This is a genomic window from Paenibacillus chitinolyticus (assembly GCF_045038035.1).
Taxonomy (GTDB): domain Bacteria; phylum Bacillota; class Bacilli; order Paenibacillales; family NBRC-103111; genus Paenibacillus_F; species Paenibacillus_F chitinolyticus_A.
Genome location: NZ_CP173427.1, coordinates 3132545 through 3144733, shown reverse-complemented (window position 1 = coordinate 3144733; position 12189 = coordinate 3132545). Strand labels below are relative to the sequence as shown.

Here is a 12189-nt window from a genome sequence, read left to right as displayed (position 1 = left end):
CGGAACCGCAATAACAGCGGAGTTTACAATCCGGCTGCCGTCTTCTTCTTTCCGGTTTCCGTTTGCCGCGCGCGAAATCCTAAGCCTGCAAATCCTGCCAGCAAACAAAGCGCGCCTCCCGTAATAAACATGACCGGAAACGAGAAGGAAGAAGCGACAGGTCCCATGGCTAAAGCTCCCAGCGAAAATCCGAGATCGGCGGCGCCGATAAAAAGACCGATCAGCAGCCCCCGCGCAAAATGCGGAACGGAGAAAGACACATAGGTTAGCAGCGCCGGGTACAGCAAAGCGAACGCGATGCCGTTAAAAACAGCCGCGGCCGCCAGCGCGGCGGGTGACAGGCTGGTTCCCAGAATCAGCGAGCCGAGGCTTGCCAAAGCGAGAGCGGGGAACAGAATCCGGCCGGGAAAGCTCCCGTCGGAAGGAATATACTTCCGGCCCGCAAACCGCGTCAAGACCAGCACAAGCGTCTGAATGAGGAAATAAAGCTCGGCAAATTTCTGCCCTTGTTTCTCCAGATACAAGGGCAGAAAGGTGAAAATGGCGCCGTTGGCGACCGAGGCGAGAAGCATAACGGCGGAGGAGAGAAGCAGGGTCCGGCTTTTCCATGCGCCTTTTCGGGCAAGAGGACTGGCTGCCGGATCATCCGGAATTATTGCCGGGGGCACAGCGGCCGACGACTTCATTTGCCTGGAAAGAGACAGACCGAATAAGAATATTCCCATACTCATCATAAACAACGAACCGAAAATCCATATCATCGGCAGCCAGTCTTTCAGAAGCAGTGCGATGGTAGGCCCGAATGTCGAGGGGATCATGGTCGCCAGGGAATAAAGGGACAAGCCCTGCGCTCTCATTTTCTCGGAAAGCAGGTCCATCGTGATAATCTCCATGGCCGTGGAAAAGAAAGCGGCTACGATGCCTTGAACCGCCCGGACCAGACCGAAAAGCCACAGATTCGGAATGAAATAGCCCGCTAAAGAAACGGTGAAAAGAAGCAGCGCGAGCACAAACACTTTCCGGGTCCCGTACCGGTCGATAACGGTTCCGGCAATGGGTCTGCAGATCATCGAGGCGAACATCGTCGTCCCCATGATAAGACCGATTTCCATTTCGCCGGCGCCGGCCGTGATGGCATAGAAGGGAAGAATCATCAGCACCATGTAGACAATGCAGTAAAACAGAATTGTAACCGCATACACTTGCAAAGACCGGAAGGAATACGGATTATCCATGCCGGAACAGCTCCCTTGAGATGAGGCGGCTGGGGGAATCGAGCTGTTCGGCCAGCTCGGGTTTGTAGTTGGCCGTTTCGGCGGGATTGCTGCTGTAGGGAGGCAGCTCGCGGACGCGTACCTTCATTTCCTGAAGCCCGATATCCGTCAAAATTCCGTGTTCCTGCAGCCATTCGTCGTTGTAGATGGTCGGCAGGTACCGTTCCCCGTTGTCGGAGGCGACACAAACGATCCGTTTGCCCCTTCCCATGAGCTGCGCCAGCTTCCAGGCGGCGACCATCCCGGCTCCCGTCGATCCGCCGCCCAGTATGCCTTCGTGCTTGGCAAGCATGCGGCACATGAGGAACGCATCCTCGTCCGGCACTTTGTAGACTTCGTCGATGCGCTGCAAATCGTCCACATTGGTCGGCGTCCAGCTCAGCCCCATGCCGGGCAGAAGATAGGCATGCGCCTTGCCGCCGAAAATAGTCGAACCGACCGCATCGACCGCAATCACTTTCACATGAGGAGCGTACTCCTTGATGTAACGCGAAAGGCCGCCGATCTGACCGCCTGTGCTGACGGTGACGATAACGGCATCAATCCGGTGACCGCTTTGATCCATCAGCTCTTTCGCCGTCTGAACATAATGCGCTTCTCCGTTCCACGGGTTAAAGCACTGATCCGGCCGGAACGAGCCGGGAATTTCGCGGTGCAGCTTGTTGGCCAGCGCGATCCGGGTCTTGTGATAGGACCCGCTGTCGTCCTGCTCGGTGACTACGATCACTTCCGCACCGTACGCTTTCATCATGGCCAGATTGACGGAGGTCGTTTTCGGGTCCACCAGCACGATGACGCGATACCCTTTGGCTGCGCCGATCATGGCCAGCGAGATGCCGAAATTACCCGATGACGATTCGATAAGCGTGCCGCCGGGGCGCAGCCAGCCTCTTCTTTCCGCCTCCTCGATAATGTAAAGCGCGGGACGGTCCTTGATGCTTCCGCCGGGATTGGTCCGCTCCATTTTTAAATAAATTTCCGAATCCGCCGACTCGACAAGACGGTTTAACCGTACAAGAGGGGAGTTGCCGATCGTATCGAGAATCGTAGACATTATCCATACCTCCTCCAAAGTTGAGATTTAGCCTGCGGCTTCCGCTTTTTTGCGCTTGCTTTTGCGTATCGACCCCGCTTTCAGAACACGGATGGAAAGTACGATGCCGGTGGCGGTCAGAAACATAATGGCAATGGCCGCGATATCGACGAACCACGTAATATCTTTGCCGTAAAGCTCGCCGAAATGGAGATCCCGGACGAAATTGTTCACATTGTTAACTTCCTTGCGAATCACATTCCCGTACAGGTCGATGACATAGAGGGTCTGATCGTCGTCGCGCAGCCGGACTTTGTAATCTCCCGCCGTTCCGTGATGGCCGTCTCCCAGCGTATGGTTCATAACGAGCCGGGCTTCCGAGAGATCAAAAGCGCCGGATTGGCTTGCTTTTAAAACGGCCTCGGCCACATTTAAAGTCTGCTGACCGGAGTTTGAAGCTGCAGGAGTTTCGTACGTCTGAACCTCCTTGTTGAAACCCATGGTGCTTGTGTGGACCAGAAGAATGCCTGTTAGCGCTTCCACAAAAATAAAAATCGAAGCGATCAATCCTACCCACAAATGATATTTACGTGTTTTCATGAATGTTTTTCTTCCTCCTCTTTTGTATATACGGAAATTCCGTAAACCAATTATATCCATCAATGTGAAAATTAACATGACTCAACCGGGCTATATAGGAGAAGTTATTTTGCCGGATGATCGGATTATGTAGGGAAAAAAGTCAAAATTGTTCACATTTTCGGATCAAAAGGTCAACGGAGTTCCTGGCAAACCGGCACGGCCTTTCTTAAGATAGGGAAAAGCAAAGCTGAACCTTGAAGGGAGGGAGTCGAATGGGTAAAAAAAACACGCCCGGACTAAAAACGAACGGGAAGAAAAAACGGTTCGCACGAATCATCGTCGTGTCGGCGCTTATTGTGACGGCGGCGGCCGCAGCGGCAGGCTTTGCGCGTTATAAATCCTCATCCGTAACCGAATACACAGTCGTCGCTTCCATCGGTAACGAGCCTATCCAATACGGGGAGTTTGCACTCGTCCGGGACATGCTGAGAAGCACGGCAAAGCCGGAAGAACTGGACGCGAAGACGCTGGAGCGGGTGAAAGAGCTCAAAACCGAGCAGCTGTGGGCGAAGGAAAAAGGACTGGCCGCGGGCGGACTCGGTTTCGGCGACTTCGAGAAACGCTGGCGGCAGGAGAACGCCAGACGCAAAGCCGCTGCGGATCACGGCGAGCCGGTTTACGGTCCGGTCTCTTACGATCAGGCCGGATATTACCGCTACGAGCAGTCTAACCTGCAGCTCCGGCTGAAAGAGGCGCTGGCCGGGCAAGATTTTGCCGCGGGTGACGCCGAACTGCAGGCCGCGTACGAACGCATGAAGGACGACCGGTTCATGCGCCCGTCCAAAATCCGCCTGCAGCTCCTTTCGGCGGAAAACAGTGAAAGCGGTGCCGGGAAGCTGAACCGGGCGGCGGCCAGACTGAAGGCCGGAGAAGATTTCGAAAGCCTGGCCGGGCAGGCTGACAGTGGTCTCGCGGCGGAAGCGCGCTGGTTCGAACCGGCGGACCGCAAAGCCGACGCGGAGAGGTATCCGGCGCTGCTGCAAGAGGCGGAAGGGCTTCAGCCCGGCCAGATGAGCGGAGTGATCGGAGAGGGAGAGCGGCTGTATATCATCCGCTGCACGGAACGTGGAAAGGCGGAATACGAGCCGTTCGAAGATGTGAAAGAACGCGTCCGGATTCTTTACACGGATGAGCGGTATGCCGCGGAACTGGCTACACGTATGTCCCGGACTGAAATAATCGTCACAAAACCGCCGTCATCCGAAGGGGAAACCGGCATCATAAAGTAAAAAGCCTGCACACGAAAGTCAAAATTTTGCCTATGGTGGGCGGAGGAATTTTTTGTAAAGTAGAGGAGCGAAGCATCGCGCATTACGAAAAAGGAGGCAAGTCATCGTGCAGAAAATTTCCAGCAGAATCAGTGCCTGGACGGCAGCCGTTTTGTTTTTATCGCTTTTTGTAAACGCTTTCTATGGTGTGAAGCCGGCTAACGCGGCCGGTACGGCTTACTATGTGGATTCGGCGGCCGGAAACGATGCCAACAGCGGCGCCTCTCAGGCACAGGCCTGGAAGACGTTAGCCAAAGTGAACGCGACGACGTTTCAGCCGGGAGATCGGATTTTGTTAAAATCCGGCGGTGTCTGGAACGGCCAGCTTTGGCCCAAAGGTTCCGGTACGGACGGCAGTCCGATTGTCATCGACAAGTACGGAACCGGAAGCAAACCGGTTATAAACGGCGGCGGCAACAACTTTAATCAGACCGTTTCCAACAGTTCGAAAACGTACAATACCGGAACTGTATTTCTCCGCAACCAAGAATACTGGGAAATCAACAATCTGGAAGTCACGAACGACGACAATTTTTCCGTGGAGAACAATGACTCCGCCGCACTCCGGGCAGGAATTTTCGTCGTCATCGACGCCAACGAAAGCGACCGGGTTTACAATCACATCTACATCCGGGGCAATGACGTTCACGATGTGGACGGCAGCAACAACGCGGGAGCGAAGGAAAACGGCGGCATTATTACGGTTATTCAGGGAACGGCGGCTACGTCTACCCGCACCTACGCCAGGTTCAACGATGTCCGGATCGAAAACAACTCCATCCGCAAAGTGGACCGCGTCGGAATCCGGGCGGCGGCCCACAGCAACTATGTGAACGACGACAGCTTCAGCACGACGAGCACACGCACGTACGGCAACTGGAATACGAACGTCTATATCGGCCACAACAATCTGGAAGATGTCGGCGGAGACAGCATCATTCTGCGGGATACGGACGGGGCTCTCGTCGAATATAACGTGGCAAACCGTTTCGGTACGCGCGTAGCCTCCACCAATGCGATTGCCGCCATCTGGCTGGCCGTCGCCAAAAATACCGTCCTGCAGTACAACGAAGCGTTCGGCGGACCGGCGTCCAATCAGGACGGATGCGCGTGGGATTTCGATTTGTATCTGGAAAATACGACCTACCAATACAATTACAGCCACGATAATCCGATGGGGCATGTTCTAATGATGGGCACGAACAAGAACGATGTGATGCGTTATCACATCAGCCAGAACGAAGGCAACATCATCCGCCATTTCAATGCGAACGAGGCGACTCCGGCTTCGATCTATAACAATGTCTTTTACTATAACGGCGCTTCTCACAAGGTAATCGGCGGCAACGATGCCACTAAAACCGGCTACCAGTTTACGAACAATATTTTCTACAACGCGAATCCGTCCGTCACGACCAACTGGGGAACAGCGGCCAACTGGGGCCAGACCACTTTCGGCAACAACATCTTCTATGAAGCCAGCGGAACCCATTCGGCAAATGAACCCGCCGATCCCGCCAAACGGACAGCCGACCCGTCGTTTGTGAATCCCGGAGGCGCAGGCACCGGCTTGGCTACGGCGGCGGCTTACCGCCTGAAGGCCGGTTCTCCGGCGCTAAACGCCGGCAAGCTTATCGCCGATAACGGCGGCAAAGATTATTTCGGCGGAACCGTTTCCGCAACCGCGGCACCGAATATCGGCGCTTACAACGGCGCCGGGGTTCCGGTAACGCCCGCGCCGGGCGTCAAAGCGCCGACAGCCGATGCCTACGTGCTCGACGGTTCCGGCGCGGGGGTCAATTACGGGACAGCCCCGACGCTGTACGTCAAAGACGGCACGGCCGCAGGCTACACCCGGAAGGCTTACCTCAAATTCGACGTCAGCGGTCTGACCGCCGTGACTTCCGCCAAGCTCCGCCTGTTCGGCGGGAACACGCAGGACGCTTCGAACGTCCAAGTCAAAGTGTCGGGAGCGGCCTCAAACGGCTGGACGGAGACGGGGCTAACTTGGAACAACGCGCCTGCCGCCGCCACTGGCGCGTTGTCCACCATCCAGGTGGGCGGGACGCTGACATACTATGAACTGGATGTCACGTCTTTCGTCAAGGACCGGCTATCCGACGGCATCGTCACGCTGATCGTGGAAGGCGTGTCCGACCAGGACCGCACGATCCAGTTCAACAGCCGGGAGAATCCCGCTAACAAGCCCGAATTGGTCGTCAATTAATCGTGAGCTGTGAGCTAGCCGCCATATAGCGAACAGATGCTAATTAGACGGCTCGAATGCTCCAAGATACGCGCGTAAGGCGAAAAATCGCAGTAAAGGCTGCCGCGAATGTGCGGCAGCCTTTGCTGCGTGATCGGGCCGGCGAGAGTTAGTCTTCCCGGCTTCTCGTATAAAGGTTTAAAGGCGGTGAAGAAGGGCCGGACCCGGCGTCTTCCCCGCTGCTGAGCGCGCCTGCGAAAGTAAACCGCAGCTTCCGCAAAACTTTAACCGAATTGACGTTTTCGGGCTCGACTTTAGCTTCGATGAGGTTCATTCCAAGCTCGCCGAACGCGTAAGCAAGCAGGCATCCGATCGCCTCGGGCGCGTAGCCTTTTCCCCAGTAAGCAGGGTCCAGGTCGTAGCCGATTTCCGCTCTGCGCTGCCCGTAATCAAGTTCGTTGAACCCGCAGGAACCTATAATGGCATCCGATTGCTTCTCGATGACCGCATAGCGGACCGCCTTGTTTTCCAGGGACAGTCCGTTCAGAAAGGCGATCATATCCGCGGCCTGTTTAACATCCGTAAACGGGTCGATATTCATAAATTTCGTTACATCGGGAGAAGACCAGATCTCGAACAGACGGGGAGCGTCGGCTTCCGTCATGGTCCGCAGCAGGAGTCTTTCCGATTTCAGCATGTCTTTCATCAATAGCTTTACCTCCAATTTAGTTTATCTTCGGCGGGTTAAAGTATTGATATCTGCGCATAGTTCAGTCCTTTCTCTATGTAGATTTATCCAGTATAACTCAAAACGGCGATTTCCGCATGAGTTGAACTTGCAGCCTCTAAACCCCCGGCAAGACAAGGCGGCAGTTACTTGGCATCGTGAAAAACAAGTCCAAGACTGTAGCGCGTGCCCGTCGTTACGGTGCTTACGCCATGCCGGAGCGTAGTCTTGTAGTACCCCCGCGAACCGGACACGGGACGATGGGTCGTCGGGAAAATCAGCCCCTCGCCGCGTTCCAGCGTAAGGACATGTCCTCTGCTCTGTGCGCGGGGCCGCTGTTCCACCAGCAGAAATTCTCCGCCCGTGTAATCCTGCTCTTTCCGATTCAATGCAAATACGACCTGGAAGGGGAAGAATACGCTTCCGTATACATCCTGATGCAGACAGTTGTAGCCTCCGGCCTCATACTTCAGGATGAGCGGGGTAGGGCGTGTTTGTTCCTCCCGGCGGCACTGTTCCAAAAAACCGGATAACGAGTCCGGGTATAAGGTCTCTTGGTTCAGCCGCTTCAGCCAGGAGTTTGCGATGTCCGCCAGCGGGGGATAAAACGCTTCGCGCATCTCCCGAATCACATCCGGAAGGGGAGCGCGGTAATATTTGTACTCGCCGAGCCCGAAACGGTACCGGGCCATATTGATCGTGCTGCGGTAAAGCCGCTCCTCTCCGTAGCCGCCGATAAGCTCCTCGCACTGCGTGGAATCGAGCATGGAAGGGAGCTTTGCATATCCGTGCTCGTCCAAGGACTGCCGGATCGAATCCCAGTCCAGTCCGGCGATACGCTCCGCTGCATTATCAGGCATGACGGGCCCCTCCTCCGGTACGTAAGCCGCCGTTTACATGGGCTGCGAAGATGGAGGGTAGGGCAGTGCCTGTAAGGACCGGTTCCGACGATACCGGGACAAACGAACCTTTGGTCCGGGTCTGCAAAAAAGTCCGGTACAGGACAAAATCAGCGGAATGATTTTTCATGTCAGATGATCCTCTCTCTCGGTTAATAACGGGAACAGCGTTTTGGGCTATCCCAAAACAGTATACCTCCGGAATGACATTTGCGTACCTGTTCCGGAATGAAACCGCAAGATAATGAAATACGGGCCCGGCTAATGAAACACTTGCATAAAAGATCGGCCGGCATCCTGCGGATAGCAAGTGCCGGCGCAGCCCGGAAGATGGAACGGACAGGAAAAAGCTTACCCAACAACCGGGTATACAGCCGGCGGCATGAAAGGCTATTATGTCTATAAAGATGATAGACATTACAAGTATGGCTGATTGTATGGAGCGGAGGAAACGAACGATGTGGTTTATGTATGCTTCACTTGCCGCGGTCTCTTTCGGGCTGCGGGGTATTTTGTACCAATGGACTTCCCAGCGGCGCACCGACCGGAATGTGCTGCTATTCGGCGTTTATTTGTCCGGCGCCCTGATCTCGTTTGCCGTTAATTTGTTTGTTAACCAGGCATGGAGCTGCGGTGTGTGGTTCGGGATTCCCATGGGGCTTTTCTCCTTTATAGCAAACGCGTCGATGTATAAAGGCTATTCGGTCGGACGAGCTTCACTGATCGCGCTGTTTACGGGTCTGCCGCCGGTCGTCGTGGCGACTCTTGCGTATTTCCTTTGGGGAGAAGCGCTCGGCCTCGTGCAGCTGGCCGGTTTTTGCATCGTCATTCTCGGCCTGCTCGTCATCCGGTATTCGCATGATCTGAAGCTGGGTCAGCTGCAAGGAATCCAGTGGGGCCTGCTGACGATGCTGTTCTTCGGCTTTACGGATTTATCGTCCAAACAGGCGACCTTATCGGCAGCAAATACTTTACCTGTATTAACCGTCATGTACGGGACGGGCACGATCCTGTTCGCCTGCATGTACCTGCTGTCCAGGCTGAAGGTTCCGGCGGAGACGGGGCAGAAAATCACGGCGGTCGGTACGCCGCACGAGAGCCTGCGCGACCGGGAGACCGGTTACGGCTCCGGTGCGCGGCAAGCCCGGATTTCCCGGCACTCCGGCGGGGATAAGAGTCTTCCCGGCAGCGAAGACGATCGCCCGACGAACCTTGCCACGGGCGGCACGGACAATCCGGCATCTCCTGCGTGGTCGATGAAACGGACCGTGCTTTGGGGGATGACCGTGGGCATCACGAACCTGGCCGGGATGCTGTTCATCATCCCCGCATTCCGGGAAGGCGTGACGGGGATCGTATCCGCCATCAGCGCGATGAACGTCGTGCTGGTTCTGCTGTACGCGCAGTTCTACCTCAAAGAAAACATTTCCGGGAGGGAAGCATGCGGCATGCTTCTGGCCTTGGCCGGTATTCTCGTGGTAAGGCTGGCGTCATGACACGGCGCTGCCGCACGTAAATGAAACGGAGATAGCATGCAGCCAGTCTGTTCCGCTGAGGACACTGGCTTTTTTTATGCACCTTTACAAAAAAATCATAAAAGAAGCATGACCCGCGTTCATGTTCCCGGTTCTCCTTTTCGGTATAATGTTCAATAAAGCGTTTACATTACGAGATGACGGGGGAGTGTACAGCCTGAAGAGAATACGATTTAACCGGCGCAGCGTTATTGTAACCTGGCTCATTTCCTACATAACGGTTCTGCTTGTTCCCGTTCTGATCAACGGTGTGATTTATATGGTGACCTGGAATGTGGTCGAAACGGAAGTCAACCGGTCCAATGAAGGCGTGATCAAGCAGATGGAGCAGGCGATCGACAATCATTTGAAAGGCATCGAAAGGCTTAGCGTCGAAATGGCGCTCAACAAGCGGCTTGCGGGGTTTATCCATGCGGGCAGCCCTCTGACGGACAACGATCACTATGAACTGATCGGCATTGCGGGCGATCTGGGCGTGTATAAGGTAGCCAACGATTTCATCGATCAGATTTATATTTATTACAAAAACAGCGATACGGTCATTTCATCCCGCGAACGGACGGACAGCCGCGCCTTGTATGAGACTTTACGCGAAAACGAAGGCACGGGCTACGGCGAATGGAAATCTTTTTTCGATAAAAGATTTATTCAAGAGTATGCTCCGGTGACGCTTACGGAGAACGGCAGCAGAACCGGCGCCGTCCTGTACGCCAAATCGGTTATTCTGGACAATCCCGATCTTCCCGGCGGTGTCATTCTTTTTGTGATCAAAGAGTCCAAGCTTCTGGCTAATCTCGCGCCGGTCCATAATTCCTCCGTAGCCGTGCTGGACGAGAAAAACCGGCTGCTGGCTTCCTCCGGCACCGCCCAAATGACCGATTATCCGGCCTACGGGGAGCTCTCCGGCAAGAGCGGGCTCGTTTACAAAGAATCGGCGGGAAGGAATCTGGCCGTGTCCTACACCACATCCGAGCAGACCGGCTGGAAGTATGTGTCGATGATGCCGGCGGACATTTTTGACGAGAAGATGAAGCATATGTCGGTACTTATTTTTGTGAACTTGTTTTTGAGCCTCTTGATCGGGGGGATTTTGACGTTCCTGTTCCTGAAAAAGAACTACAGCCCCATTCATGTTCTGATCCGCAATCTCTCCACCAAGTCAGGTCTGGCGTTCGAGGAAGGGTCCAATGAATACGGCTTCGTCCAGAACGCGTTGAACAACGCTTTTGCCGAGAAGGAGATCGTCAGCCAGCGGTTGATGCAGCATCGGGATGCGATCCGGTCCCACTTTCTGCAGGGGCTTCTCAAAGGCAGGCTCGATCCCAATGTGCCGGTTCATGAATCCCTGGCCGCTCATGAGATCGGATTCCCGCATGAACATTATGCCGTCCTGCTTTTCCGGATCGATCAATTCGGAAAGTGGGACGAGCCAGGCGGAGGCGACGCCAAAAAAATCCGGCAGATTCATTTCCTTCTGATGAACGTGGCGGAAGAAACGGCAGTGGCCGGAAGCAGCAGTGCGGTCACTGCCGGGATAGACGATATGCAGGCCTGCATTCTGAATATCCGTCCTGAAGCCGACGAACAAGAGATCCGGCGGCTCGCCGGGCAGGTGAAGGCGTTTCTGTCGGACCATTTTCAGGTCCGGTTAACGATCGCGATCAGCGGCGTACATGCGGGTCTCGCGGGCGTTCCTCTCGCTTATCAAGAAGCGCTGGCCGCGATGGAATACCGCATCGTCATGGGAAGCGGTGAAGTGATCGCCTATAGGGATCTGCCCGGGGGAGACGAGTTCGGGGAGGCGGCTTTCTATTCCTATCCGATGCATGTGGAACAGCAGTTGATCAACTTCGTGAAAGCGGGGGATTTCGGGCAGGCGAATGCGCTCGTCGAACAGGTTATTGAGCGCAATGTGGTGCAGAGGACGCTTTCCGTGCCGCTAAGCCGTTGTCTGCTGTTCGATCTGGTCGGCACTCTGCTCAAAGCGCTCGATGAAATCGGACTGCCGGGCAAACGGGAGCTGATCCGCGAACTGAATCCGGCCGAACGGCTGGCGGGCTCGGAGACGCTTCAGGAAATGACGGCCGGAATGCGGGAGGTGCTGTCGCGCGTATGCGGGTTTATCCAGGAAAGCCGCAAGCCGGAGCACGATCAGCTCAGCCGGCAGGTAACGGAGTATGTGCGGCAGAACTACAGCTCGGAAAATCTGAATATCAGCATGATCGGAGAAGCGTTCGGTCTCACGCCTTCTTATTTGTCCAAGCAGTTCAAAGCTCAGACGGGTGAAGCGCTGCTGGATGTGATCCAGAAGGTCCGACTTGCGGAAGCCAAGAAACTGTTGTCGCAATCAAGCGACCCGATCATTGAAATTGCCCGGAAAGTCGGCTATTCCGATATCAATACGTTCAACCGGATTTTCAAAAAATTCGAAGGCGTCACACCGGGCAAATACAAAGAAATTCTGTAGAAGCCGCCATGAGCGGTTTTTACGCTTTTGTGTGTTTTTTGCAGACGGATTGCGGTTTTTATAGACTGCCGGTCAACCCGGATTTCGGCAAATTGATGGGCCATTCCGATTTTTGAAGATATCTTTTGGAGGCAGCGG

9 protein-coding genes are annotated in these 12189 nt (G+C 54.9%); 4 read left to right on the top strand and 5 right to left on the bottom strand.

The window, feature by feature from the left end; all coding sequences use genetic code 11:
• Window positions 1–23: 23 nt before the first annotated feature.
• Genes cntE through ACI48J_RS14150 form a run of 3 tightly spaced genes read right to left on the bottom strand, consistent with a single transcriptional unit; the run spans window position 24 to window position 2907 of the window.
• Window positions 24–1235 (bottom strand): staphylopine family metallophore export MFS transporter CntE, encoded by a 1212-nt coding sequence (gene cntE, locus ACI48J_RS14160; protein ID WP_405078805.1) that lies wholly within the window; start codon window positions 1233–1235, stop codon window positions 24–26.
• A complete protein-coding gene (locus ACI48J_RS14155; RefSeq protein WP_405078804.1) occupies window positions 1228–2328 on the bottom strand; it encodes a PLP-dependent cysteine synthase family protein in 1101 nt (366 codons plus the stop codon). The genes cntE and ACI48J_RS14155 overlap by 8 nt, the downstream gene beginning before the upstream one ends.
• Before the next feature lie 27 nt (window positions 2329–2355).
• Window positions 2356–2907, bottom strand: coding sequence for a PepSY-associated TM helix domain-containing protein (locus ACI48J_RS14150; RefSeq protein WP_326051761.1), 552 nt, complete (start codon window positions 2905–2907; stop codon window positions 2356–2358).
• 254 nt (window positions 2908–3161) lie between these two features.
• Here ACI48J_RS14150 and ACI48J_RS14145 point away from each other — a divergent pair, with 254 nt between their 5' ends.
• Together ACI48J_RS14145 and ACI48J_RS14140 are read left to right on the top strand one after the other, a co-directional pair.
• Complete coding sequence (locus ACI48J_RS14145) at window positions 3162–4178, top strand: peptidyl-prolyl cis-trans isomerase (protein WP_405078802.1); 1017 nt, start codon at window positions 3162–3164, stop codon at window positions 4176–4178.
• A gap of 106 nt (window positions 4179–4284) precedes the next feature.
• On the top strand, window positions 4285–6444 hold the full coding sequence (locus ACI48J_RS14140) for a DNRLRE domain-containing protein (RefSeq protein WP_405078800.1): 2160 nt from the start codon (window positions 4285–4287) through the stop codon (window positions 6442–6444).
• 148 nt (window positions 6445–6592) lie between these two features.
• Here ACI48J_RS14140 and ACI48J_RS14135 read toward each other — a convergent pair whose 3' ends face one another.
• Entirely contained in the window at window positions 6593–7129 is a 537-nt protein-coding gene (locus tag ACI48J_RS14135) for a GNAT family N-acetyltransferase (RefSeq protein ID WP_405078799.1), read from the bottom strand.
• A 167-nt stretch (window positions 7130–7296) separates the two neighbouring features.
• Window positions 7297–8010, bottom strand: coding sequence for a 2OG-Fe(II) oxygenase (locus tag ACI48J_RS14130; RefSeq protein WP_326051755.1), 714 nt, complete (start codon window positions 8008–8010; stop codon window positions 7297–7299).
• Between the two features lie 497 nt (window positions 8011–8507).
• Here ACI48J_RS14130 and ACI48J_RS14125 point away from each other — a divergent pair, with 497 nt between their 5' ends.
• Window positions 8508–9545 (top strand): EamA family transporter, encoded by a 1038-nt coding sequence (locus ACI48J_RS14125; protein WP_405078797.1) that lies wholly within the window; start codon window positions 8508–8510, stop codon window positions 9543–9545.
• A gap of 187 nt (window positions 9546–9732) precedes the next feature.
• On the top strand, window positions 9733–12051 hold the full coding sequence (locus tag ACI48J_RS14120; protein ID WP_405078796.1) for a helix-turn-helix domain-containing protein: 2319 nt from the start codon (window positions 9733–9735) through the stop codon (window positions 12049–12051).
• Window positions 12052–12189: the final 138 nt, after the last annotated feature.

Excerpts from the sequence above, each read along its gene's own strand:
- ACI48J_RS14155 (WP_405078804.1), bottom strand. The coding sequence starts at position 2,328 with ATGTCTACGATTCTCGATACGATCGGCAACTCCCCTCTTGTACGGTTA.
- ACI48J_RS14145 (WP_405078802.1), top strand. The coding sequence starts at position 3,162 with ATGGGTAAAAAAAACACGCCCGGACTAAAAACGAACGGGAAGAAAAAA.
- ACI48J_RS14135 (WP_405078799.1), bottom strand. The coding sequence starts at position 7,129 with ATGAAAGACATGCTGAAATCGGAAAGACTCCTGCTGCGGACCATGACG.
- cntE (WP_405078805.1), bottom strand. The coding sequence starts at position 1,235 with ATGGATAATCCGTATTCCTTCCGGTCTTTGCAAGTGTATGCGGTTACA.
- ACI48J_RS14130 (WP_326051755.1), bottom strand. The coding sequence starts at position 8,010 with ATGCCTGATAATGCAGCGGAGCGTATCGCCGGACTGGACTGGGATTCG.
- ACI48J_RS14125 (WP_405078797.1), top strand. The coding sequence starts at position 8,508 with ATGTGGTTTATGTATGCTTCACTTGCCGCGGTCTCTTTCGGGCTGCGG.
- ACI48J_RS14150 (WP_326051761.1), bottom strand. The coding sequence starts at position 2,907 with ATGAAAACACGTAAATATCATTTGTGGGTAGGATTGATCGCTTCGATT.